Annotated in this window: 20 protein-coding genes and 1 pseudogene; 4 read left to right on the top strand and 17 right to left on the bottom strand. The window is 62.5% G+C overall.

The window, feature by feature from the left end:
- Positions 1-27 precede the first annotated feature (27 nt).
- The 4 genes from Q8M13_RS06220 to Q8M13_RS06205 all read right to left on the bottom strand — a co-directional run bounded on the left by Q8M13_RS06220 (position 28) and on the right by Q8M13_RS06205 (position 3,473).
- Entirely contained in the window at positions 28-615 is a 588-nt protein-coding gene (locus Q8M13_RS06220; RefSeq protein ID WP_305298912.1) for a sigma-70 family RNA polymerase sigma factor, read from the bottom strand.
- A 766-nt stretch (positions 616-1,381) separates the two neighbouring features.
- Complete coding sequence (locus tag Q8M13_RS06215; protein WP_305298911.1) at positions 1,382-1,948, bottom strand: sigma-70 family RNA polymerase sigma factor; 567 nt, start codon at positions 1,946-1,948, stop codon at positions 1,382-1,384.
- 206 nt (positions 1,949-2,154) lie between these two features.
- The gene (locus Q8M13_RS06210) at positions 2,155-3,135 is read right to left on the bottom strand and encodes an aldo/keto reductase (RefSeq protein ID WP_305298910.1); all 981 of its coding nucleotides are present in this window, start codon (positions 3,133-3,135) and stop codon (positions 2,155-2,157) included.
- A gap of 68 nt (positions 3,136-3,203) precedes the next feature.
- Positions 3,204-3,473: a hypothetical protein gene (locus Q8M13_RS06205; RefSeq protein WP_305298909.1), complete on the bottom strand. Its 270-nt coding sequence runs from the start codon at positions 3,471-3,473 to the stop codon at positions 3,204-3,206.
- Positions 3,474-3,855: 382 nt separating this feature from the next.
- On the opposite strand from Q8M13_RS06205, the gene Q8M13_RS06200 reads away from it, so the two are divergent.
- Positions 3,856-4,131, top strand: coding sequence for a hypothetical protein (locus Q8M13_RS06200; protein ID WP_305298908.1), 276 nt, complete (start codon positions 3,856-3,858; stop codon positions 4,129-4,131).
- A 52-nt stretch (positions 4,132-4,183) separates the two neighbouring features.
- On the opposite strand, the gene Q8M13_RS06195 is transcribed toward Q8M13_RS06200, so the two are convergent.
- Together Q8M13_RS06195 and Q8M13_RS06190 are read right to left on the bottom strand one after the other, a co-directional pair.
- Complete coding sequence (locus Q8M13_RS06195) at positions 4,184-4,390, bottom strand: YbdD/YjiX family protein (protein WP_305298907.1); 207 nt, start codon at positions 4,388-4,390, stop codon at positions 4,184-4,186.
- 4 nt (positions 4,391-4,394) lie between these two features.
- Positions 4,395-6,452 carry a carbon starvation CstA family protein gene (locus tag Q8M13_RS06190; protein ID WP_305298906.1) on the bottom strand — a complete coding sequence of 686 codons (2,058 nt, stop codon included), beginning with the start codon at positions 6,450-6,452 and terminating at the stop codon, positions 4,395-4,397.
- Positions 6,453-6,545: 93 nt separating this feature from the next.
- On the opposite strand from Q8M13_RS06190, the gene Q8M13_RS06185 reads away from it, so the two are divergent.
- Positions 6,546-7,016 carry a hypothetical protein gene (locus Q8M13_RS06185; protein WP_305298905.1) on the top strand — a complete coding sequence of 157 codons (471 nt, stop codon included), beginning with the start codon at positions 6,546-6,548 and terminating at the stop codon, positions 7,014-7,016.
- 3 nt (positions 7,017-7,019) lie between these two features.
- Here Q8M13_RS06185 and Q8M13_RS06180 read toward each other — a convergent pair whose 3' ends face one another.
- From Q8M13_RS06180 to Q8M13_RS06150, 7 genes are all read right to left on the bottom strand, one after another.
- On the bottom strand, positions 7,020-7,838 hold the full coding sequence (locus Q8M13_RS06180) for an acyl-CoA thioesterase II (protein WP_305298904.1): 819 nt from the start codon (positions 7,836-7,838) through the stop codon (positions 7,020-7,022).
- A 45-nt stretch (positions 7,839-7,883) separates the two neighbouring features.
- On the bottom strand, positions 7,884-8,354 hold the full coding sequence (locus Q8M13_RS06175) for a hypothetical protein (protein WP_305298903.1): 471 nt from the start codon (positions 8,352-8,354) through the stop codon (positions 7,884-7,886).
- 436 nt (positions 8,355-8,790) lie between these two features.
- A complete protein-coding gene (locus Q8M13_RS06170; protein WP_305298902.1) occupies positions 8,791-9,630 on the bottom strand; it encodes a hypothetical protein in 840 nt (279 codons plus the stop codon).
- Positions 9,624-11,384 carry an ATP-binding protein gene (locus Q8M13_RS06165; RefSeq protein ID WP_305298901.1) on the bottom strand — a complete coding sequence of 587 codons (1,761 nt, stop codon included), beginning with the start codon at positions 11,382-11,384 and terminating at the stop codon, positions 9,624-9,626. The genes Q8M13_RS06170 and Q8M13_RS06165 overlap by 7 nt, the downstream gene beginning before the upstream one ends.
- Positions 11,385-11,977: 593 nt before the next feature.
- Positions 11,978-12,682 carry a hypothetical protein gene (locus Q8M13_RS06160; RefSeq protein WP_305298900.1) on the bottom strand — a complete coding sequence of 235 codons (705 nt, stop codon included), beginning with the start codon at positions 12,680-12,682 and terminating at the stop codon, positions 11,978-11,980.
- Positions 12,683-13,447: 765 nt separating this feature from the next.
- Positions 13,448-13,822, bottom strand: a complete 375-nt coding sequence (locus Q8M13_RS06155) for a hypothetical protein (RefSeq protein ID WP_305298944.1) — start codon at positions 13,820-13,822, stop codon at positions 13,448-13,450.
- Positions 13,803-14,135: a DUF3164 family protein gene (locus Q8M13_RS06150; protein ID WP_305298942.1), complete on the bottom strand. Its 333-nt coding sequence runs from the start codon at positions 14,133-14,135 to the stop codon at positions 13,803-13,805. The genes Q8M13_RS06155 and Q8M13_RS06150 overlap by 20 nt, the downstream gene beginning before the upstream one ends.
- Positions 14,136-14,236: 101 nt before the next feature.
- Between Q8M13_RS06150 and Q8M13_RS06145 the strand changes: the two genes are divergently transcribed.
- On the top strand, positions 14,237-15,439 hold the full coding sequence (locus tag Q8M13_RS06145; RefSeq protein ID WP_305298899.1) for a hypothetical protein: 1,203 nt from the start codon (positions 14,237-14,239) through the stop codon (positions 15,437-15,439).
- Positions 15,440-15,621: 182 nt separating this feature from the next.
- Positions 15,622-16,495, top strand: a pseudogene (locus Q8M13_RS06140) (IS21 family transposase); the annotation flags it as partial.
- Between the two features lie 33 nt (positions 16,496-16,528).
- On the opposite strand, the gene Q8M13_RS06135 reads toward Q8M13_RS06140, so the two are convergent.
- From Q8M13_RS06135 to Q8M13_RS06120, 4 genes are all read right to left on the bottom strand, one after another.
- Positions 16,529-17,656, bottom strand: a complete 1,128-nt coding sequence (locus tag Q8M13_RS06135; protein ID WP_305298898.1) for a hypothetical protein — start codon at positions 17,654-17,656, stop codon at positions 16,529-16,531.
- Between the two features lie 169 nt (positions 17,657-17,825).
- Entirely contained in the window at positions 17,826-18,932 is a 1,107-nt protein-coding gene (locus Q8M13_RS06130; RefSeq protein WP_305298897.1) for a DUF4268 domain-containing protein, read from the bottom strand.
- A gap of 133 nt (positions 18,933-19,065) precedes the next feature.
- Positions 19,066-22,701, bottom strand: a complete 3,636-nt coding sequence (locus Q8M13_RS06125) for a DEAD/DEAH box helicase (protein WP_305298896.1) — start codon at positions 22,699-22,701, stop codon at positions 19,066-19,068.
- Positions 22,698-23,966, bottom strand: coding sequence for an EH signature domain-containing protein (locus tag Q8M13_RS06120; protein WP_305298895.1), 1,269 nt, complete (start codon positions 23,964-23,966; stop codon positions 22,698-22,700). The genes Q8M13_RS06125 and Q8M13_RS06120 overlap by 4 nt, the downstream gene beginning before the upstream one ends.
- Positions 23,967-24,022: the final 56 nt, after the last annotated feature.

Here is a 24,022-nt window from a genome sequence, read left to right as displayed (position 1 = left end):
GTCTCCCGGACGCCCGAGTTCAGGTCGTCAGGGATGGCGAGCGGGTTCACGCTCGCAGGCGGGCATCGCGTAGATGGTGCGACTTCGGTTCACCGGCGGATCGAGCAACAGCGCAAGTTGCTCCCTGGCCCGGTTAACGCGGCTCTTCATTGTCCCCAGCGGACAGCCGCAGACCTGAGCTGCTTCCTCGTAGGTCAGGCCCGTCGCGAGGACGAGCAGCACCGCTTCGCGCCCATCCCGACTAAGAGTGTCCAGCGCCTCCAGCAGCTCGCTGTATTCGACACGCCACTCCTGCTCGGCTGAACAAGTGAGGCTGGCGGCGAACTGGCCATCGACGTCCTGGACCGTCAGTCGCCGCTTGGCGATGTCCGTGTAGAAGCGGCTCCGCAGGATCTGGAACAGCCAGGGTTTGAGCTGAGCGTCTGGTTGGAACTTGGCTCGATAGCTCCAAGCGCGCATGAGCGCATCTTGCACAAGATCATCAGCTTCGCTGCGCGATCGCGTCAAAGCGGTCGCATAGGCCCTCAGTTGAGGAATAAGTCTAACGACCTCATCCTTGAAAGGTGAGTTCGACATGACAATGGGCGTTTCCCCCTCGGCCATGTACGCGACCAAGGTGTTTTTTGTTGCTTTAAGCTGAACGCAGACCCCAAGCCACACGCAAACAATCTACTCACCCGAATACGCAACAGCCTTCAATTTGGATCACAACAAACCGCAAATACTACTCAAGATACAGGTTGTCGCCTCTAGGTAGGTGTTGAGGCTCAACTTGAGTTTGCAGCCTACAACTACCTTGCGACCCACGACCTTTTGGCGGCGACTAAGGCGACCAACGCTCCACCTGTAATCACGGCGAGCCGTGGTCTTGAACCCAAGGGAAACGCCGCGAAATCGCCGACGCGATAAGTCCTGCCGCCGCGACGAAAGCCCCCGTTGAGCACGCAGACAACGGCGGCTCCAGGCCAGGCGGAACGCTGCGGTCCGGCGAGCGCTCGCAGCATGTACAGGCGCCAATCTCGTCGTTGCGACGCGCGCAAGGTGACCAACCATCGGCCTGGCCCCATAAATCGTCGCGCGCCAAGCTCGACGCCCACCACTCGTCTCGAAAATTCTCGCGTGCGGCGTCGCGATCCTGCCCTGGCGTGCACCGGATTGACGTCCTCGATCCCCTTGAGCACGCGGCCGAGCGCGGCGAGTCCTATGCGCTCCGGCGGAGCCGCATACAGCAAAGCTCCGCCGACCTCTTCGAACGTTTGTACTGCGCCCTGACAGCAAGGGCAGAACTGCAAGTGGGCAAGGACCACCACACCCGGCGCGGTGTGGAGGGCGCCGCTAGCATAGTCGGAAAGCACGCCCACCGAGGGGTGAGCGGAGAGGGTCACCGCCGCGAGACCGTGGCGCGCAGGTGAGCTACCGCGAGCCGCAAGCGAGACTTGACCGTGCCGAGCGGCAATCCCAACTCTTGAGCGATGTCGGCGTGGGCGCGTCCCATGAAGAATGACATGCGCAGCACCTCAAGTTGCTCCTCAGGGAGGGCGCTGAGAGCCTTGCGTATGTCCCTCTCGCTCTCCCTCCCGACATATACCTCCTCAGGCGTTTTCGGTTCGGTGAGGCTTGGCCGCAGGTCCTCCGCAAGCAAGGACGGGTGCCGCTCTCGACGGAGCGCATCGACCCTTAGGTTGCGGGCGATCGTGAAGATCCAGGCCGAGGCGCTGGCTTTCGATGGATCGAATGTCCCAGCCTTTCGCCAGACGTTGATCAGCGTTTCCTGGGCGAGATCTTCAGCCGCCTCGGGGCTCAACCCCTGATGACACAGGTAGGCCTTCACCCTGGGCGCGAAGACGATGAACAACCGAACGAAGCCCGCCCGATCTTCCGAGCGCGAAATCCGCAGTATGTCCTCGGTCGTCGACTGACGACTGTTGCTGACAGTATCAAGCTTCACTTTGGCGCTTCCGTCCGAGCTGCGCGCAAATTGAGCGTTAGGTTAAGATATCCTTAAGATCAACGATTACACAATCTCGCCGCACAGGCGACACAATAATATCAATACGTTACATACGTGACGCGCGCGCAATCTTGGACTAACGGCGCACTACAATATCTAGACGACGATGGACGCCTAGCGCCTAGGCCTAGGCGCCCGCTAGGTTAGTCCTCCGTATCCACGGAAGCCTGCATCGCCGGGGCGTAGCGCGGGCCGGTCACGGTTTGCGGGTTAACCAGCGCCTCGACCTTGGCCATGACCTCGGGCGAAAGCTTGATCGCCGCGGCCTTGGCGTTCTCCGCCATGTGATCGGGGTTCGTGGTGCCTGGGATCGGCACCTGTGCATGGTCCTTGGCCAGCAACCAGGCCAAGCATAGCTGGGCCGGCGTGCATCCGGCTTCCCCCGCAAGATCCGCGAAGCCGGCGAACATCTTCAGGTTGGCCTCGAAGGCCTCGCCTTGGAACCGCGGCATCCCCTTGCGGAAATCGCCCTCCTCCAGCTGAGCCAGGTCGGTAACCCCGCCAGCCAGGAACCCGCGCCCAACGGGACTGAAGGCGACAAAGGTCACCCCCAGCTCGCGACAGGCGTCGAGGACCGCGATCTCCGGGTTCCGGGTCCAGGGCGAGTATTCGGTTTGCAGGGCGGTGATCGGGTGAACCGCGTGCGCCCGGCGCAGGGTGGCGGCCGACACTTCGGACAGGCCGATCGTCTTGATCTTTCCTTCGGCGACCAACTCAGCAAGCGCGCCAACGCTCTCCTCGATCGGGACGCGCTTGTCCCAACGATGCAGATAGTAGAGATCGATCACGTCGGTCTGGAGACGCCGCAGGCTCCCCTCGCAGGTCGCCTTCAGGACTTCCGGGCGGCCATTTAGTTCGCGCTGATCGCCATTGGTCAGGCCGCACTTCGACGCGAGCACGAACTCGCTGCGCCGATGCTTTAGAACTTCGCCAACCAGGGTTTCATTGTGCCCGACGCCATAGACCGCAGCGGTGTCGAAGAAGGTGTAGCCAGCGTCCAGAGCCCCCAGCAGCACCCGCTCGGCCTGCTCGCGCGGCGGCGGCGTTCCGTAGGCGTGGGACAGGCTCATGCAGCCCAATCCAATCGCCGAAACACTGAAGGGTCCTAGCTGTCGCTGATCCATGCGCCGCGCTCCATTCCTATGACGTCACTTGGAAAAGGCGTCACCAGGCGAAGCCGGTCAAGAGCGCTCTAGGGGTTGACCGTCATCTTGATCAGGATGCGGCCCGGATTCGCCAAGGCGAAGGCCTCGGGCACTTCCACCTGGCTGGCCAACTGAACCGCCGCCGCCGCCTTGGTTCCGTCGGCGTCCACCGCCCTGCAATCGGTCAGGTTCGCACCAGTGACCTGACAATCAACCAGAACCGCTTGTGAAACCGCCTCAACGACGGACGTCGTTTGCGGGGCTGAGGCATAAGAACCTGAAAGCGCGGTGGTGGCGGCGAGAACGATCAGGAACATGGGGCCTCGGCTGTTAACGAAGGTTACTCAAAGGTGAAGGCCGACCGAAGGCAAGTGTTTCATTTCGGCGCCGTCGGCGTTTTCCACCGCAATCGCCGTGCCCATCAGCAGGGCCCCGCGGCCGCTAGGCCAGACACCAAGGGCTGATCGAGGATGCCTTCTGCGGCGCCAACCAGGAAAACGCCGCGAAATCAGGCGGCGGCGCCCACGCAGGTTGCAATGCAGCAGGCGAATGCTGCGACGCAAAATCTTAACTTGAATAGCCAGGCCGGCGCGGGCAGGAAGAAATCCAGGTGAAGCGGTCACGACCAGATTGAACCGCCGCCGAGAGGGAAACGCCGGGAGGTGGTTGTTCTCAACCCCCTTTCCGGGAATACAAATTATGATCCGCACTGCCATTCTGACCGCCGTGGCTGCTCTGGCCATCACCGCTCCCGCCCACGCCGGCTCGGTCCGCGTCGCCCTCGCCGGCAAGTCGCCCGCCCAGGTCGAAGCCGAAGTGACCAAGGCCGCCAAGACCGTTTGCTTCCGCGAAACCCGCAGCGAAACCCTGGCGCTCGAGGCCTATACGCGCTGCGTGAAGGCGACCACTGAAGTCGCGATGGGCACCCTGTCGACCGCCCAGATCCCGTCGTCCTCGACCATGGCCGCGAACTAAAAAATCCCAGTAAGCTTGCAAAGGCCGGCGGCGACGCCGGCCTTTCGCTTGTCTAGCAACAGCGGAAGCCGCCCGATCCGCCGCCATATCGAGCATCCTGGCGGTTGCGGAAAAACTCGGCGCGAGTCATCGGCGGCTGCCCTGGATGCGTCCGCGCGACATGCTCGACATAGGTTTCGTAGTTCGGCACCCCGACCATCAGCCGCGCCCCGTCACACAGGCAGCGGGCGAAATCGGCGAAGGGGTTCGACTGGCCCATCGCCCTACTCCGCCGCGATCATGGCAGGCTCGGCTTCACGGGCCGTCCAGCCGTCGGCGCGATAGGCCTTGATGCAGGCCTTGATCCCGAACCAGATCATGCTCAGTACGACCGCGATGAACAGGACGCAGAGCGCCGCGTCGATACGGTCGTTCCAGACGATCTTGGCCATCTGTCCGGCGTCCTTGGCCGGGGCCAGCACCTCACCGGCCGCCAGGGCGTCGCCATAGCGCTTGGCGTGCGCCAGGAAGCCGATGGCCGGATCGGAGGAAAACACCTTCTGGGCTCCGGCCGTCAGGGTGCAGATGCACAGCCAAAGCGCCGGCGCTATCGTGACCCAGGCATAGCGCTCACGCTTCATCTTGAAGATGACCACAGTCGCCAGGATCAGGGCGATCGCCGCCAGCATCTGGTTCGAGATCCCGAACAGCGGCCACAGCGTATTCACCCCGCCCAGCGGATCGGTCACCCCCTGGTGCAGGAAGTAGCCCCAGGCCGCGACGCAGAGCGCGGTCGCGGTGATGTTGGCCGGCCAGGACGCGGTGTTCTTGAACCCAGGCGCGAAGGTTCCCAGCAGGTCTTGCAGCATGAACCGCCCGGCCCGGGTGCCCGCGTCCACCGCCGTCAAGATGAACAGCGCCTCGAACAGGATGGCGAAGTGGTACCAGAACGCCATCATCGCCTTGCCCCCCAACACGTGGGAGAAGATGTGCGCCATGCCGACGGCCAGGGTGGGTGCGCCGCCCGCGCGTGAGATGATGGTGGTCTCGCCCACGTCCTTGGCGGTCTGCTCGATCACCTCAGGCGAAACCGGATGGCCCATCGCCGCAACCGCGGCCGAGGCGCTTTCGGCCGTCGTGCCGACCACGGCGGCGGGGCTGTTCATGGTGAAGTAGATGCCGGGATCGAGGATGGAGGCGGCGATCAAGGCCATGATCGCCACAAAGCTCTCCATCAGCATCCCTCCGTAGCCGATGAAGCGAGCGTTGACCTCGTTGTCGATCAGCTTGGGCGTGGTGCCCGAGGCGATCAGCGCGTGGAAGCCGGAGACCGCGCCGCAGGCGATGGTGATGAACAGGAACGGGAACAGCGTGCCGGACCAGACCGGCCCGCCGCCATGAATGAAGGGCGTCAGGGCCGGCATCTGCAGGTTGGGCCGCATGATCACGATGCCGATGGCCAGGGCCAGGATCGCGCCGATCTTTAGGAAGGTCGAAAGATAGTCGCGCGGCGCCAGCAGCAGCCAGACCGGCAGCACGGCGGCGATCGCGCCATAGCCGATCAAGATCCAGCAGAGCTGAATGCCGGTCAGGGTGAACAGGGGCGCCAGGGTCGGCGAGGCCGCGACATGCTGGCCCAGCACGATGGCCCCGATCAGCAAGGCGAAGCCGCCGACCGAAACCTCGGCGATCTGGCCGGGCCGGATGTAGCGCATATAGACGCCCATCAGGATGGCGATGGGAACCGTGGCCGCCACTGTGAACGTCCCCCACGGACTGCCGGTCAGCGCCTTGACGACGATGAGCGCCAGCACCGCCAGGATGATCACCATGATCATGAAAGCGCCAAACAGCGCGATCACGCCTGGGATCGGTCCCATCTCCTCACGGATCAGTTCTCCAAGCGACTTGCCATCGCGGCGCATCGAAATCACCAGGACCAGGAAGTCCTGCACCGCGCCGGCCAGCACGACCCCCGCCAGGATCCACAGCACGCCCGGCAAGTAGCCCATCTGAGCTGCCAGCACCGGCCCAACCAAGGGCCCCGCCCCCGCAATGGCCGCGAAGTGGTGTCCGAAGAGGACGTTCCTGTTGGTCGGAACATAGTCCAGGCCATCATTGCGGGTTACCGCCGGCGTCGGCCGCGAGCCATCCAGACGCATTACGTTCTTGGCGATGTAGAGGCTGTAGTAGCGGTAGGCGACCAGATAGACCGACAGCGCCGCCGCCAGGATCCAGAGGGCGTTGACGTTCTCACCGCGTGCAGTCGCGACGACCGACAACGCCACGGCGCCGATCAGGGCGAGCACCGCCCAAGGACCGTGTTTGCGAACCCACGTCATTCCGCACTCCCCAACTTCCAGCCGCCCCACCCGGCCGGCTCCATTGGTTACATCCGATTGAGCCCGAACGGGAACCTCTCTACGACCCTCAGGATGGTGAAATCAGCGATCGGCACCCATCTGGGGGCGACACTCAAGGTCGTAGCGGCCGGCTGCGCGGCCCTGCAGGACGATTGGTGGGTGTTCGGCGGCGCGGCCATGGCGCTGGCTGGCGTGCAGGGTCTTTGCCCGCCCGACGTCGACCTGATTGTCAGTGAACGGGATGCGGCGTCCCTGATCATCACCTGGAGAGCACAACTCGAAACCGGAGCGCCCTCACCGCTTTTCCGGTCGAAGGTTTTCGCCCGAACGACAATCGCGCCGCTGCCGATCGAGATCATGGCCGGGTTTGAGGTTTGCGAAAGCGGCGCTTGGTCGGCCGTCCGGCCAGCCACGCGCCAGATCGCCGCGTTCAACGCCGGCGTCATCTTCATCCCCACGCCGGCCGAGCAGGCGGAAATCTGTCGCCGCTTCGGCCGCCCCAAGGACCTTCTCCGTATCGATGCGCTTCAGGCGCTCGGCTGAAGGCTAGTCGCGCCCCTCGCGCACCCGCACGATCAGCGACTGGCTAGCCGTCGCCATCAGTTCACCGTCCTCGGCGAACAGATACATCGCCCCGTGCCCAAAGCCGCCGTGGACGCCCGTGATCCTGATGTCGCAAAGCACCCACTCGGTCGGCACGATCCGGCGGTAGCGGATGGTGTTGTCGAGGCTGTTGCCGCCTGCGTTCAGCCCCAAGGCATTGCCGATAGCGCCTGGGATGAAATCGGCCATGATCGCCAGCAGGCTGGAGTCGGCCGGCAGTCCCTCGCGTGAGCGAATCCACAACAGAAGTCGCCCGTCATCGGCCGGTTCGCCGCCCGACTGGGTGCCCCCATAATTGCCCTTGGCCACCCGGACCTCGATCCGGCTGTGCAGATCATCGCCGCCACCGCGCCAATGAGCGGCGGGCTCGCAGTCCTCAGGCCGCGCAATGTCAGGCATCGTCAGCCACTGCTTGGAGATGTCGCTGGGCCGCGCGCCGAGCGCCGCGTTGACCGTCAAGATCTCCTTGTCGCCGACATGGCTGATGACCCGCGCCTGGCTGTTGTATTTGCCGGCCGCAGGCACGCGCACATCAAGATCCACGACGCTGGGCGGTCGCGCATAGGAGAGATATTGGGCGGTCGCCCAGATCACCGGCCGCCCGCAGGTCCGCTCCAGCGCGACGATGGCCGAGGCCATGCCGACGCCGCCGAACATGAAGAGATTGTCCCGCGAGCCAACGCAGACAGAGGGAGTCAGCGGCAGGTACCAGCGGTGAGGATTGTGCGTCGCGCGCAGGTCGAAAAACAGGGGATCGCTCATGGCGCTCTCATGCAAAGAGCCGCGCTTCGGTGCAAGCTAGTTTCCCTAACGGGAGGCCGCAGCGGCCTCCGCTTCGTTGCGAAGACGGCGATCAGCCTCCTGCATCAGCGCATCGGTGGACTGGTTGCGTGCTTCTCGAACACGGATTTCGTCCACCAGCCGCTGGTCGGCGTTCTGTTCGTGCAGCGCATAGAGGAAGGCGCCAAAGCCCCCCACAGCGCCGACTGTCATGACCATCGCAGCAATGGCCGCGATGCCGGTCCAGGCCTTGGACTGCTGTCCGGGAGGCGCCGGCTTCAGATAGGCCGCGCCAATGAAGATAACGCCGGCAAGAAACGTGGCGCATCCGCCCTGATGGATCATCGCCCGCTGCGCGACCAAGTCGGCGTTCGCGATCACGCTGGGCGCGAGGCCGATCAGGCGATTGCCCTCGGTAAGTTGCGAGACCTCGATCGTGCCCGAAAACACGACCTGGGCGAGCCCCAGGATCGCAAGAATCCATCCAGCGATGATCATCGAAGCCTCCAATTGCAGAACGCGCGCCCGAATCCGCCGGACTTGCCAACTCTACGCCGGACCTAAAGCGATTGCGGCTCGAAACGAAGGCGTTCGGCCAATCGGCGGTGCGGCCTATGGCGCATTGCCAAACGGCGGCGTTTCCGCGTCACGACAGTCAGTCGCGAAGTGCAAAAGCGGCCGACGATAGATCAGTTGAGTATAGATTCGGCCCACATGAACGGAGTTTGGGGGGCCATCGGCAGCTAAGGGGTGCTCGGAGCATCCTTTCTCGGGTCCGGAACGCATAAAGCCCCCAGCGGTTGAGCTGGGGGCTTTATGGGATGCTTGGGTGCGGGGACTGGATCTAACCAGAACCTCACAGACATTCCTGTGGCGTTCGCAGCCTAGTTCCGACGTCGACTTGGGGTTCAGCTGAGACATCCGGCAAGCCCGTTCATGGGTAGAGCGGGAGACGATCGTTCACAAGATATTCGACAAGGTCCGCGTTGCTCGTCACAGCGTCATAGAAGAGGTGGTGCCATCCGTTCGGCGTGGGATCAGCGTGCCCGGCCTGCCAACTCTCGAGGTTTTCAAGTACCGCTAGCCCCTTGACGCGCATGTTGGTCACATTGCGGATCAAGCGCCGATGCTCGTTGCGGAAGAAGCGGACATATCGGCGCGCTATCTCCAGTTCACGTAGGTGCGTGGTGACTAGCGCAGCCTCCGGATTGGTCAGCGCGGAATGAGCGGAGAGCATGAACGTGGGCGTAGCGAATGGAGGGGCGATCCTAAGCTGGACGATCTGATCGATTGAGAAGGTGTCGAAGTAGGGATGGATGAAGAAGCGCGGCGTGAGGTGATCGCCCGTCTTCTCACTCTTCCGGCGCTGGCATGGATCACACATCGGCGTCAGATTGAAGGGAGTCACTGCGAAATGTGGATACTTCCCCTTTGGCAGATAGTGGTCGAGCGTTTCGGGGACAGTCGGGGATCCACAGGCCGGACAAAGGTCTAATTCGTGGTCTCGCAACGTGGCGAGCATCGCCCCTTGCGACGACCCTTCGGCAGGATGGCTATAGAGCGTTTTGAAAGATGTGGCCTTGCTGGCGATTGCGGGCCAAGTCGGCACATGCCCCGGCGACCCGCGCTGGGCGATGTACACGGCCACGCGCTGCCTCCATTCGCCGGCGATCGATCGAAAGAAGCTGCGGTTGGGCTCTCGAGTGCGCTCCGAAACGACGTTGTCCACGAGGTCGAGGCTGCAGGTCGTCGGCCCTATGAGGGTCATCACCATCCTTCGCGCTCCATCCCCTGAATCTGGACAGCGAGTTCCTCGTTGATGTCATTCCCGAGCGCGGCGATGAGGGCGTCGGCATCACCGAACGCCTCGAGTTGTTCAGCGATCCAGCGTTCGAACGGCTTGGACGTCTCGCTATCACCGAAGACGTAGGAGCTGATCCGTTGCATGTCGCCGCCGAAAGTCTGGAACGGCGGTGCCGTAATAGAGAGGCCATCTTTTGTACGGGCAAGGACGTGGACGCAGTCCGTTGGAACTTCGCGCACAGTGACCAACGAGTGGGTCGCAAGAAGCGCCTTCGAGTTGAAGCGATCCAGGATCATCTTCAGCATATCGACGAATTGGATCTCGAGTGTTGGATGCAGGAACAGTTCAGGTTCATCAATCAGGATGAGGCTGTCTCGCCGGATTGCCCCGAGAATGTTGATGACAATGAATGAAAAGAGCTTCTGGCCAGAACTCAACTCAACCGGATGACCGTCGAGGAAGAAGGTGACGCCGTCCGCCGCATTCAGGTGGCTTCGGAGCTTTTCGATATTGAGTTCGTCGATGCGGTCGGAACTGACTGGAATATAGCGCTCGTCGTTCAGGTCGATTGCGAGAGGGTCAATTAGAGAGGTGTCGGTGTAGAAGGCGCTCGCTCGACCTTTGACCTCTCCGACATTTACGGCCGCATAGTCGAAGGAAAATGCCGTCTTGAGCACACGCTCAGCGGTCTCAAGTTTCTTTGCCCAGCTCCGGAGACCTCGGTATCTCCGGTCATCCGCTAGGCAATCGAGCAGGGAGCCGGCCGCATTCCGCTTAGGCGCCTGATGGGTCAGGTTGATACTCCCCAGCTTGCCCCGCGTCTTGCTGACAGACCGGTCGCGGAACCCGAAATAGCGGTAGACTTCCTTGTCCTGAAGCTTGTGGGCCAGCAGATCCACAGGGAAGCGTTCGAAGGGACTGTAGGATACCACCACGATCTGGCTGAGGTTGGGCTTCTCGACGAATCCACAATCCGAATCCTCCTCGTCAGAAGCGTCGAGCCAGTCCCGCACGATCTGATGCAGCACCTGCGACTTGCCGACGCCGTTGGGACCAATCAGAACATTGACGCCGTGCGGGAGGATCCCGCGCGAGCTGAATTTCAGCTCTAGCGTGGAGATGTTGTCAAAGACGTCGCGGAAGCGGAAGCCGAGATCAAGCACGGCCATGGCCTGCGCCGCGAATAGCTTCCATCCGTCCAAATAGGACTTGATCTCGCCCCTTTCACGCTGAAGCGATTTTCGGAAGGCGTCGCTGTCGATGAGATCAAGCGCCTCGGCGTCCTGTTCGATGTGCACAAGATAGCTTGCGTCGCGCAGCTTAACGGCTGCCGCACGAGCGGCGTCAGGCCCAAGGCGATCCAGCAACTGCTCATAGAGGGTGATTTCACCAGGTAGGGACAAATAGCGGGATTGTGGAATGGGGAAGACGCCATCCCACCCAGCTTCCCGCAGCCTGTCGAGATAGGTCTCGCTGGTCGCTGCACCATCCACCATCAATTTCACATTGCCGAGCTCGACGGCTTGGCCGCCGATGCGGCAAGTCGTCATGAAGGTCGTCTTATTTCCGAAGTCATCCCAGTTGTTGGCGAGCAACTCGAGAACGTCACCTTCCAGCTGGGGTTCGGGCCTTGCGCGACGGCTCTGCCGCCCGAGATAAACGATCTTCATTGCACCCACCGAGAACCAACGCGGCCATTTCGCATCTTCCAGTTGTGCAGGCAACGTTAAGGTTCATTCTCTGCGCACCACGACCGGATATTTGCTTCTACTCAAAAGGCGAACCTTAGGCGGTCCCCGGTCAAGTGATTGTTGAAGCCCCCATTGTCGGCCTCCCGGGAACGGCGCGCGCCACCCGCTCCTTCGCCCCGGCTGCCAGTGCGTTCAACTTGAGGCCACGAGAGGTCCAGGAGCTGGGCGTGCGTACTGAATCTGACCAGAATCTCACAGTCGTTTGGGCTGGAACCAGGTTATCGAGGCGGCCGCCCGCGGGGCAGAAGTAGACGACATTTCCCGCGCCCTCGAACGTCTGGCGAGCTTCGGCCTCGCCATAGCGGCCGCTTGGCCGGCCTCCGCACCCAGCTTGCGCAGGGTCTTCGATGCCTATGCCCGCCGAATGTCCCCGAGCGACGGCGCTCCCCTTTGGAAGGTCCTGGTGGCCCTTCGGGCCTGGCCATAGCTTGAGCGACGGCCAGTTCGCCCGGGGGACGAGATAGCGCTCCCCCGGTACGGGCGGCGTGAAGAGGTCGCGAGACAAGTTCGGCGCGCGAGCACTAGGGCGTCGCACTATCGAGCTTCGGCAGCACGCCCGCCCAACTTCATGCCGCCTCGCGCCAGTATTCGGCGTCGAACCCTCGGCACTTGGCGATGTGGGCACGGACCTGATCAACCGGCGGCGGGTTGAGCCGCAAAATTTGGGCTTCGCCATTCCATTCGAAGATGCCCGCTGCGCAGAGGCGCTCGAACTCGCGGCCGAAATTTCGGTGCCCCACGTCTTCGGGCATCAGCTCCTCCAGCGATCCCTCGAACGTGAGCACGTAACTCTCCGGGTCGAAACGCGGTTTGGCCGGGCCGATACAGAGCCCCAAGACCATGTCCTGACGCAGCCGTTGGCCGGCGCCTGACCCTGGCGTCAATAAGGGGGTGCGCGAGCGATGGATCACTCCGATCGCTGACACGAACTCATAGACCCGGGTGTACCAATCGAGGGTCTCGCGATCAGATGTTGGCTTTCCGCGCATTCGATCTTCGAGATCCGAAAGCACTGTTTCGGCCCAGCGATAGGCCGGCCCAACGGCCTGGTCGGGTAGAGCGAAGACCAGCCGTCGGAGAAACCCATCCAACTGGGCCTGCCGGCTAACGCCTTTGGCCAGGGTGCGCCGCAGGTGATCCCAGTCTCGGTAGCCGCCTGCCAGAGCTAGGGCGCGTTGGCAAACGTGAAGCGGAGTAGGAAGTTCGGCACCCTGCAGCACCGCAGCCACAGTCTGGGCGCGCCGCTTGGCACCGTCATAGGTCGAATACATGCACTCGTTCCTCAGCCGGCCTGACGAAACGTGCTGCTCGTTTCAACGGCCGTTTGATGAGGGACGGTCGCGAACGTTCAAAACTCCCCGTGGACCTTGGATCCTTCGCAAGGCAGCTGCCGAGCCGTGGGGACCGGCTCAGCCTTTACCATATAGTGGAATCGTCCTGGCGCCAGCCCCGGTGCGTTGTCGCGGCTAGCCCCCGAAAGAGCGGCGCGGCTTGGCCATTCGCAGGCAGGGCAGCTAGACTCCGACGGTGACGACCGCCGGAAGCGTCCCCCCACCGCCCACCTGCCCCCGCGAGGACGAGTACTGCCGACGAGGCGGCGCCCCGTGCATCTTCAACTACGAAGAACGCGCCCTCGACCGATGGCGTGAACGGGTTCGCCGGATAGTGGTTAGCACCCCAAGACGCCCACGTCCTCAACGCGCCGATTGTGTTGAAAAAGGCCGATTGAAGCGATGACTAGGGCCTGGTTCACTCTCCTGACGACAGGAGAGATGGCCATGATGGGTGATCGTCGAGTCGACCAGTCGGCGCTGTTCTACGAGTTCTCGCTCGAGCGCCACGTGCCAGCCGACCACATGCTGCGGGCGATCGACAGGTTCGTCGCTCACATAGCGGCTGCTTGGCTAGCTGGACCGACCGGAGCACATCCCACGCGGCAGCGTCATAGGGGTGCCGCCAGGCCAGAGCCTCGGCGCTCCGCTGATCCCGCCCCATGCACTTCGGCTTCCCTATTGGAGGGCCTAAGGTTTGGGGCTTTAAGCCCACGCGTCCACGAGCGTCAGCGATACATAGTTCAGGCCGATCAGCAGGCTCAAACCGATGACCAGGTTGAACAAGGTCGCTACCCAGAAAGCGACCTTCAGCATGCGAGGCGACGCGCCGGCGCGTATGACGAAGCCGAGCTCATACTTGTTGACCATCAAAGTCACCGACATAACCAGGAAGAGCCCGGAAACCCAGGACAACGCCTTCACAAAGGGGATCGACTCGCCGACGACCGTGAGCGCGGCAACTATCGCAGCGCGCTTCAGGAACTCGAAGTAGGCCGTGATAAGGGGCCCCAGACGAGGCTCCAGTAAGGCAGCGTCGCTCTGCGGGTTCTTCCTGATCTCAATTTTTGGTAGCTGCATTCGACTTCCCCCTCAGGTCGGAAACTTGGAGCGAAGCCGTCGCCACGTCCAACGACAACGACGACCATGCGGCCTGGTGGTTGGGCCGCGGATAGAAGCGGATGTAGCGCTTGGTGCCCAGGACCTCGATGGAATCGTCGACCGCCTCCATCGCCCGCTTCCAGCGCGAATCCTTGATGTCCAGCTTGCGAAGGTTAAGGAGTGCGCCGCGGTTTACCTGGCCATCCTTCTCGGCCCGGAAGGCGTTCATGACGATGACGCGGATCTCGGCTTGGCTGTCGGCCGACCACTCCTGCACACACTCGTCGACCAGAGCCTTGGTCGACCTGGTCCCAATCCTGGGTCCAAGAGCCGCCGCATAGGCCTACCGTTTCGCTACCGGAATCGTGCTCCTGTCCGATTGGGGAGCCAAGAATGATAAAAAACAACAAGTTGATGGGAGAGTGGCGGGTTCACGAGACTGACTCAGCGGAACTTCAAAGTTTCTTGCTCAATCATTTCGGAAGCTCAACACAATCGACGTCGCGCGTCGTGGACTACACTCGAGATGATCGGCCCCTATTGCGCCTATCATATGCAAAATCGGGAAAACTCCTCGAAATCTCTACGACAGCCGAGCTCACAAAGACGGACATCCGAGCCATCGGGAACGGCATTGAATCCTTCTTGTTGGCTCCAGGCAAAGAGATGGTCGGCCGGAGCATCCTCTTTGCCCACGATGCCGTCGAAGGCCACTTCGAACGCCCTCGGGACTTCGCAATCCTCCCACTACCAGTCGACGCGCCGCGTCCGCCATTTGGACATGGCGACCACCCGTTCGCGTTAGAGTTCACGTACACTGGAAGCGTCGATGCAGCGGTGAGAGCGAGCCGCCATGCACGGCGAGCTCGCGAACTAGAGCTAATTCTATGCGCCTTGGTGCCCGCGTTTAAGAGCGCCGGCTCACACAGCATTCAAATGGAGTGGGTGCTGGGCAGGTTCGCCAACAATGCGATAGCGGCGAGCGAATTTCTCCAACTCGGCTACCACTACCCCGGAGATGGCTTCGGGCAACAGTTCTCACCTAACGTCGGCATACCGGTCCTCGGAAGAGCGCCGGCCAATGAAGTCTACGGCGGCCGGCGGCCATTGGGTCCAGCCCATCTCCCAGATGACCTCGAAGCATCGCTTGATCGCGTTCATCAACTAGACCCGTTGAAACGAGCGAAATTTGTCCGCGCGGCTTACTGGCTGCAGACCGCAGGGCTCATCTGGCATCTATCGTCATCCACCGCCCACGTCGCTCTGGTCAGCGCGATCGAGGCATTGTTCGCCCCTGTGCAGAGCCAACCCTGCGATGCGTGTGGCAAGCCGATTGGACCCGGGCCGACCGCGCTTTTCAAAACGTTCATTGAGGAACACCTTCCCAGCTACGTTCCCGCTGCCGTGAAATCAGAGCTCTACTCCGTGCGTTCGGCCATCGCCCACGGCGACAGGATCCTGCTGAGCGATATGGGCCTGGCCCCCACGGATCATCTTGGGGCAGAAGAGTGGTCGTTGGGCAGCCGCCTCATGCGAGTGGTCCGGCTCGCCGCATGGCAGTGGCTGCACCACGGGCGACAGACCGCAGCCAGCTAGATTCCAAGCGACTGTCGACCTGCTGAACCTATCGAAACCGCTGCCCCCCTGTTAACCCCGGCACGCGCCCGCGCTCACGGCCGCCGCCAAGCCTCTTTGCAGCGCTGGCCACGCTGAGCCTCTCAGTGGGCGTGCGAAAGCACGCCCTGCAGACGGGGCGTTGGCCAGAAGGGCTCCCGAGGGTGAAGACCGCGGTGGACGCCGTGTTCGCCGGCAAGGCGCGGCGCTTCAACCGGCGCTTCGAGCAGATGTGCTCGCACTATCTAATCGGGCCGGTGACGTGCACGCCGGCTTCGGGCTGGGAGAAGGGCCAGGTCGAGCACCAGGTGGGCTACGCCCGCGACACCATCTTCAAGCCGCGCCTGCGATTCAGAACGCTGGAGGAGCTCAACGGCTGGCTGGTGGCCGAGTGCGAGCGCTGGGCCCGGAGCGATCGGCATCCCGAGCAGCCCAATCGGACGGTCTGGGAGGTGTTTGAGGCCGAGAAGCCGTTCCTGGTGCCGTTTGCTGGCCCTTTCGACGGCTTCCACCAGATCGAGGCCGTGGCCCAGGCCACCTGCCTGATCAGCTTCGACCGCAACCGTTACTCGGTGGCGGCCAGGGCGGCGCGCCCGGCGGTGCAGATCCGCGCCTATGCCGACAGGATCGTGGTGCTCTGCGACGGCGAACTGGTGGCCGAGCACCCGCGCAGACTCGGCCGCGACCGGACGATCTACGATCCGTGGCAATACCTACCGGTCTTAGCGCGCAAGCCGGGAGCGCCGCGCAACGGCGCGCCGTTCCGGGCCTGGTCGCTGCAGTCGGCCCTGACCCGCCGGCGACGAGGCCGACCGACGCTTCGCGCGGGTGCTGGCCGCGGTGCTCGATGATGCCCTGGAGGCGGTCGACGAGGCACTGCGCGAGGCCCTGGACGCTGGCGTCTCCAGCGACGATCTAATCCTGAACATCCTGGCCAGACGGCGCGAGCCGCCTAAGCCTCCAGGGATCACAACATCTGAGGCGTTGCAGCTGCGATATCCGCCGGTCGCCGACTGCGCCCGTTATGACCACTTATGAGGCTCCATGCAGCGGCATGAGATGATCGAAGCCTTAGGGCAGTTGGGCTTTAAGGGTATAGTCCGCAGCAGCAGACCTCACTCGTGGGCGAAGAACATTGACGAAGGTGTTGGTCCGCTCGGCGAGCCAAGCGAAAGCGGCATCACGGTTCGCCTGCTGATCGAGCGGACCCGCTCGGAAGGTGTCGATGATACGCGGCCGCCCATCTTTCTGAGTGCATTTGGCTGTGGCACCGAGGAGCGGACCGACCGCCTCCCAGTCTTCTGCGATAACTTTCGCGGCGTATTCGCCCGCAGTGTCGCGTTGAGATGAAAGGAACAACCCGACCTCATTGTTTCGCATCTCACGGTAGACGGTGAGCCAGCACGTTCCTGCAGGGGCCGGAAGTGCGAAGGTCACGTAGCCCTGACGCGGCGCCCTCGGAATGGACTGTTCGGGATCGTCGAGGCGCAGGTGCTGAATAAATTCCGTCCAGAACTGCTGCCGAGCGTCGCCTAGCGCGGCCGTTTCGGAATCGATCTCTGCCACCGTCTCCGCGTCTTCGGCGAGCAGCGTGTGACCATCTGGCAAGGCGACAACATTACGGGTGATCACATGGGTATGGGCAAGCACCCGCGGAGCGACCAGTTGGCTGCCGTCAGGCAAAGCGTAGATCGGCATCTCCACGAGGCCGAAGGAGAAGTGGAGACCGGCGTGGGCTTGAAGGTATTCGGCGATGCTCTCTACGCGCTCGCGGATTCCGTCTCCCACAATTAGCAGCAGGAAACGCCCGCGCCTCAGGTTGGCGGTCAACGCATCGTTGAACTGGATCTCGTCGACCGTGGGATCCGCTGCACGCACGAGGTCAAGCAGGGCGGTCGGCCCCAATCCTAGACGTCGGCTCGTCTCGCGTTGGAGGTCAGACACCGTAAATCTGGCGAGTTCCTTGGCGTAGTCGAGGATTTGCCCCACCACCTCGCGACGAGCCTCAGCATTTCGCCAGAGCTTGCATTCAACGAGGATCGGCAGACCTGAAGGCGTGACAAGAAAATTGTCAATCGGTCCGGCGGGCGTGACGAGCTCGCGACAGATTGAGATCGGGCCTGCAAAGGTCGGGTCGATCTCGCCAATGGGCAGAATGCTCGGATGCGCATAGACTAGGGACTGGATGGCGTTTTCCAAGACCGCCCCAGCGCCGCCTTGAAGAGTGAGTGGAGTTAACGTGACGGCGGTCCCACTCGCGGGAATGAAAAGCGGCGTGGCGTGTTGCCGTGTCAAACGTCAATCTCCAAGGATAGCTCTACCGCTGTGTAGTCGGCTAGGCCGTGCAAGCCCCCAGCACAAGACCGCGCTAGGTACTAACAGCCGGTCGAGCGAGTTCAGGTCGAATGGTCTTTTCGAGTTTGACCATCGCCTCGATCATCCGTTCTTGGAGTTCTGGCCACGTCTCTTCCGAAGCGCGCCACCCGCCCGGCTGCTCGTACGAAATTCGGCACCCGCGGCTCTCCGGCAGATCTTGCCAGATTAATGGCTCGCCGAAGGCTTCTTCGATCTCCGCCTTACGCGCTTCCAGGCCTCTGAAAGCCTTCAGCGTTCCGGCCTCAGTCCCTTTGCCAAAATCGATGTAGAGCTCCACCCGGCTACTGTGCTGCTTCATGCTGAATGTCAGGGTGAAACCCGTTCGCCCTGTGGGACCGCTGAGCCAGTGATCGGGGCTGGTTGAGCGACCAGCAACCACCTGAGTTCTGGCCTTTGAACGCTCTATCAGCTGGGCCCAGAAACGCCGGAAAATTTCGCCTCTCGCACTCTCTACACGCTGAGATTCCTGACGTTGAGCTCGCAGCTTGGTTTCGTAGTCGGCGGCTTCAGGGAGCGGGATGAGCTGCTGGACGTCGATGAGCACGGTCTCGCCGAGACGATGAGGCACAATACGATAACAGGTAAAATCCAATCCCTGCTTGTTGAGCCACAGCACCGCTGTTGTCAGCTCAACTGAGAAGTTGGCGGCGGCCAGAATGATCCGAACATCGTCGGCAAGCTGCCCACCGGTCACGCTGTCCCACCCGAGGAAGGCTGCAATGGAGCTCTCGGCCCGCGCGTGGGCATCGTCACCGCCGATGAAGCGGGCATGGACTCCCACCAACTGATCGACGGTCATGCTGGACACCATGGCCGCATAGCGGATCGCTTGGAGCTCCATATGACCTCCATCCTCCGTCCTCTTCAGCTCCACCACGACAAGGTGAGCATTCCGATCCACACAAAGAAGATCGATCCGCCGATGGCTGTCTTCCCAGTCACCGAATTCCTCAGCGATCACCATTAGGTCCGGCGCCAAGGCCGTGATGTCCGCTTTCAGAAGCCGCTGCAGGTCGCTGCGCTCAAGGAGGTTTTCCTTGGCGAAAGTTGTCTGATGGACCCGCTCAAGAGCATCGCCCGCTACTCGAAAAAGCGCCATATCGCCCCTGACGTGTGCACGCCGGATCGCTTCCGGCAGATCGACCCTAGGTAGCGCAAGGCAGAGGTCAGAAAGTTAACGCCATCAGTGCCCATGCGACCACCAGCGGGGCATGCAGTGGTGTGCACTCGCGTCATACGGCCGACGGGGGGGCATAAGTTACCGTGCATTGCTTGGTGGAGTCGAACAGTGCCTCGACACCTCGACCAATCGTCACCTCGTACCGTCGGATCGCACCCCCGGCATGGCGGACATCGATTTCGACGAAACGATCATGAAAGTCGTCATCGCGAGAGCGCTTGCTCCGTCGATTCAGCGCCAGTCTAGGACCGCCGCCGCCGAATGCCCGCGAGTAAATCGCGCCGAGATCCCGACGGGCACCCCCATCATCAGCATCACCCTCGGCTTCGGGAGCATACTCGATCGTGACGGCCCCCAGCGAGCGGGATACTTCCTTGAGCGCCACGAGGAATCGAACCTGGGCTTGGCGTGCGCTTGATCGAGCGAGCGCATACGGATCCCGAATAGCCACTTGAACGATGTCCTTACCGGCGAACATAGCAACCAGAGCCTCGGTCGGGCGCGCCGCGCCCGCTTCGCAGCGCCAATGGCGGACCCCAGCGTCGACCAGAACTTTGGGCAGGCTAAGCACAGCTCGCGGCTCAACAGTTGCACGCCCCGCATCAGCGACCGTATCCGGCTGGCGCGCTGGCGAGTCACTCGGCACCTCCGCCCCCAGAGACACCTCCCGGAACAAGTCGGAGAGCTCCGCGTCGCTGGCATCCGGCGGCAGGAACAGATCCCGCGTCAACTGGCGCTTGCGCTCGATGAGCGCATTGAGGCGTAGGTCGAAACTGGCCTCACGGATCGACGGGTCAGGATGCACCGCCAACGGTAGGTACACATGCACGTCTTTGGTCTGGCCGATCCTGAACACCCGGTCTGTCGCCTGATCTTCCACCGCCGGGTTCCACCACCGTGACAGGTGAATGACATGATTGGCGGCGGTCAAAGTAAGCCCAACGCCACCGGCCTTGGGGGACAGGATCATGACGTCGAACCGGTCATGGTTCTGCTGGAAGGCTGTCACCATTCCCTGTCGTTTATGACCAGGCACCGAGCCGTTGATGCGCATTGGCGGACTTGGAAGCTTGAACCGCGCCTGAATCAGCCCAGACAGACGTTCCTGCATGGCGAGGTCTTCGACAAAGATGAGCGCCCTCTCCCGCCCGGCGGCGACCTCATCAAGAACCTTCAGCGTATGAAACAAGCGCGCAGAATCTCGGGCGTAGATGTCGAGGTCTGCCGGGGCCTGGCGGGGGTCGAGAGGATGAAGGGAGACACCGCGCATCGACGCCAGCGTCGAAAGCATGCCACCCTTCCCCATATTGCCGCCTGACGCCGCCGCGGCTGCTTTCATTACGACATCACGGTATGCTTGGGCCTGAACTGGCGGCATATCCACTGACATCGTATGGATGTGCTTCTGAGGCATACCTTCGAGAGCTTCACTCTTCAGACGGCGTAACATATAGGCGGGTTGGCCACTCCGCCCCTCGGTGAGTTGCACCTTCAAACGGGCCAACGCGGCGGAATCACCTGAGGGATGGCGTCGCTCAAAGTCCCGACTGGCGCCAAGCAGGCCCGGGGCCAGCACGTCCATGATGGACCATAGATCCTGAAGTCGGTTCTCGACCGGCGTACCCGTCATCCCGAGCGTAAAGGTCGAGTTGAGCGCCTTGGCGGCCCTCGTCATCTGGCTGGTGGGGTTCTTCAGCTTCTGGATTTCGTCATAGACGATCAGGCCGAAACGCGTTCGAGCGAAGCTGAAGTGATAGTCCCGAAGCGTTTCGTAGGTGGTTAGCACCACTCCGGCGGCGCGCCAGGACTCGGCCTTAAGCGACGCGCGACCCGTCTCGATATCCCGGGTACCGAAGGTATCTTCGTCACGCAGTGACTTCAGGTCAGAACCGAAGGCGGGTACTAGAGAGCCCAAACGGGGAACATCTAAGTGCTTGGCGATTTCGTCTCGCCACGTCCCAAGAAGGCCCGTCGGCGCCACAATGAGGAAGGGCGCACTTGGCCTGCGGCCCGCGGCAGCTTCATCCTGGAGCCAGGCCATGAACGCGATGGCCTGCAGCGTCTTGCCCAGCCCCATGTCGTCGGCGAGCAGCGCACCCGGCCGCCTCGCCCTGGCGTTCTGCGCCAGCCAAATCAGCCCATGTCGCTGGTGAAGTTTCAGGGACGCGCGCAATCGATCGGGGATGGATATCTGATCTGTCGAAGGAGTGGGCTCTCCCGCAGCGTCGAGCGGCGCGTACTCGACCTCTTCGAAGTTCTCCCGAACCACCAGGAATAGTTTGCCCTGGACTTCCCCGTCCCAGATGGCAGGCGCTTCCTCCAGACCGGCCGACGGAGGCGAGGCTCCAAGAGCGAAAGGCGCAAGGCTTCTGACAGCGTCAATTGTCTGCTCATTGATTGGCAAATCCCGAGGCGCGGGAGGACCATCGTCAGAGGCAGGACGCAGAAGATCGCCGATTGGCGCCGTCGCGTGGCCCGCGGCCGCTGCGACCTCCACCTGTTCGATCACCGCGAGAACATTCTCGGGCGGCAGCGAGAAATAGTCCTCGCCGATGCGCAATCCGAAGCGTTCCGGAAGCCATTGATTCTTCCCGATTGGTGTCAACCAAGGCAGGACCGGCGCACGCCAGACGTCCACCCCCGCAACACGGCCCGAGAACTGATCTGTCTCGACAAAGAGGGCATCCAGGCCGATCTCTTCGGACAGCGCGTGTCCCAGATGCTCGCGCAACACGCGGCGAGGATTGAGTACAAAAGCTCGCCGTTCCGCTTCGGGCCGTTCCTGAAGCTTCCGAACGACGTTGAGCGCAGGTTGCAGCCCGGGATCGATGAAGACGTATTCGCCATCGCGCAAAAGGTAGACGGGGCGAGCTTCCGGCTCTCTGCGGAAGCGGTGCTCCGCAAACACCTTCTGCGCGGCGGGCGTGAGGACGTTGTCTAGTTCCTCGTCCAGACTTCGGCCCAAATCTTCGGCATCCGCTAGCGAGCGGGCACCGAACAGGACGGGGTCAAACTCGGTGCAATTCGGTGTCAGCGTACGAAGCCGGAGCGATAAGCTGGACGCGTAGTGAACGCGAAGATCCCGCAGAAACAGATCACTGTCGACTGGCGCGGCCGGATCGTCCGGCCAGTGAGCCCGAAGGTCGGCGAGAGCCTTGAAACGTTCAGCTTTCTCCAGCGGCGAAGCCAGGCGCGTGGCGGCATTGTGGAGCGACCACAGCGGTTCCGGGAGGCGACGCAGCCCATCGAGAGTGGTGAGCAGTGCACCGTTCAGATCTGCGCGCGCGGGCTGACCGCCAGGGCGCACCCAACGTACCTGCAGGTGAAAGTCGTCCTGGTCGATCCGTCCTATGGACTTCAGATCCAACCCAAGATTCGTCGGCGGAGGCAGTGAGAAGGCCGATGCGCTGACCGTATCCAGCGCCGCGAGATAGGACGGTCTCAGGCGAATGGAGCTCTCATTGGCCTCGACCAGAACGCGCCCGTCATCGCCCGTCCGAGCATCCTCGGCCGCGGCCTGCAACGACCAGATGGCCTGCGCCGCCTCAGGCTTAAGTCCTGGCCATGAAGAAGCAGGCGCGGCGTCCAGCCCATTCACCAAGGTCAGGATCAGGTCGTCGCCTTCCACAGCATGTAGAAAGCGTGCCTCGGATTTCGCGGTGGACTTGCCGCCGAACCAATTTTTCAAGGTCGCAATCCCGTTTCCTGACGGATGGTTTCAGCCAGCTTCCACTCCCAGGAGCCTTGATGCGTGCCATTCATGGGTGCGTTCATCAGATCCGGTGGGGCGTAATCGGGCAGCCCCCTTGAATTGTGCCTAAACAGACCTGGCGCACCGCTGTCGCTGCGACGCCAGATGTTCCATCGACCGTTGTGGCTCCATTCGACCACGGTGAGATCGCCGATCCGCATGATGAGAGCTGCATGTTCGGAACTCCGACCCCCGCCGGACGAGAGGCGGCCGAACATCGAAAGGCCACTGTCGGAACTGCGACGGGCCGCCTGACTCGCGCGCAAGGCGCCATCGGCACCGAAGGCCACCCACGCAGCCGAAATCATGTCGGCCTTCAAGTAGGCAGTCCAGAATTTACGGCGCTGCTCCCACATGTCTGGGCGATCAGTCATCGTCTCACTGACGATATCGAAAAACTGCTCTACCGAAGCCTTAGTGAGCCAACGGACGATGACGTCATAGGCGTCTCCGACGGACTGCCGCACGGGCCTCCAGCGGCTCTCGTTCACCCGCGGATCGCCACCGTAGCCGACCGCAGCCTCGATCAGGAGGCTCCTATGCGAGGCTGATGGATCGTCCCTCCGCCAGGGCATGAACAAAGCAGCGGTGAAATCGGGCCATGCCCTCGGGAAAGCCAATGCGCCGCCGCCATCCTGCGCCCAGGCTACAATCCGCTCCTGCATCGACACGGCCGGTCTTCCGACCTTGCTTGCAGCCTGGACGCAGGCCGTGCGAAACGCCGCCTCCGCCAGTCCTCCCTTGCGGCGACCTTCAGAGTGGAGACCCGCGCTGTCGAGAATGGCGCGAGGCGGTGCTTCCGAGTTGAGGACAGCGGCGGCAAGCCGCGCCGGCGCTTCTGTTGGTTCGAAGAGCCTGAAGATTTTGACCCGCTGGGGCCAGAAGTCCGTTGAACGCCAGGGCCAGTTCCGACCGGTCGCCGCCAACGCTGCGGCGAGGCGAGAGACATCGGGATCGTCGATGGCGAACCCGTCCAAATAAGCGTCAATCAGAGCCAAATAAGCCGCCCGTCGCTGAAGCCGTACGACCTCCTCGATCAAAGGCGCACCGACATCATGAATCCGCCCGGGCGGCTGCGGCGGATGAAGAAAGACTCGACAACCTTCACGCAGGTCGCGGCGAGAGAGGCGATTCAGGCCTGCGGAGCCATCCCGCACCGCGGCGGCAATGCGGAGCTGGATTACCTCGGTGTTGTCCGCCACGATCGAGGCTCCGCCCCCGTCGCTCATAGCTGCAACGGCCCGTCTCAAGCGGAGCG

Source organism: Phenylobacterium sp. (assembly GCF_030681155.1).
Lineage (GTDB): Bacteria > Pseudomonadota > Alphaproteobacteria > Caulobacterales > Caulobacteraceae > Phenylobacterium.
Note: the sequence above shows the minus strand (reverse complement) of the source record. Positions and strands in the feature narration are given on the sequence as shown.

Coding starts and splice junctions, on each gene's coding strand:
- Q8M13_RS06205 (WP_305298909.1), bottom strand. CDS start 3,473: ATGTTCCTGATCGTTCTCGCCGCCACCACCGCGCTTTCAGGTTCTTAT.
- Q8M13_RS06145 (WP_305298899.1), top strand. CDS start 14,237: ATGATAAAAAACAACAAGTTGATGGGAGAGTGGCGGGTTCACGAGACT.
- Q8M13_RS06175 (WP_305298903.1), bottom strand. CDS start 8,354: ATGATCATCGCTGGATGGATTCTTGCGATCCTGGGGCTCGCCCAGGTC.
- Q8M13_RS06185 (WP_305298905.1), top strand. CDS start 6,546: ATGGTGAAATCAGCGATCGGCACCCATCTGGGGGCGACACTCAAGGTC.
- Q8M13_RS06155 (WP_305298944.1), bottom strand. CDS start 13,822: ATGCAGCTACCAAAAATTGAGATCAGGAAGAACCCGCAGAGCGACGCT.
- Q8M13_RS06170 (WP_305298902.1), bottom strand. CDS start 9,630: ATGGTGATGACCCTCATAGGGCCGACGACCTGCAGCCTCGACCTCGTG.
- Q8M13_RS06200 (WP_305298908.1), top strand. CDS start 3,856: ATGATCCGCACTGCCATTCTGACCGCCGTGGCTGCTCTGGCCATCACC.
- Q8M13_RS06210 (WP_305298910.1), bottom strand. CDS start 3,135: ATGGATCAGCGACAGCTAGGACCCTTCAGTGTTTCGGCGATTGGATTG.
- Q8M13_RS06160 (WP_305298900.1), bottom strand. CDS start 12,682: ATGTATTCGACCTATGACGGTGCCAAGCGGCGCGCCCAGACTGTGGCT.
- Q8M13_RS06130 (WP_305298897.1), bottom strand. CDS start 18,932: ATGGCGCTTTTTCGAGTAGCGGGCGATGCTCTTGAGCGGGTCCATCAG.
- Q8M13_RS06190 (WP_305298906.1), bottom strand. CDS start 6,452: ATGACGTGGGTTCGCAAACACGGTCCTTGGGCGGTGCTCGCCCTGATC.
- Q8M13_RS06195 (WP_305298907.1), bottom strand. CDS start 4,390: ATGGGCCAGTCGAACCCCTTCGCCGATTTCGCCCGCTGCCTGTGTGAC.
- Q8M13_RS06180 (WP_305298904.1), bottom strand. CDS start 7,838: ATGAGCGATCCCCTGTTTTTCGACCTGCGCGCGACGCACAATCCTCAC.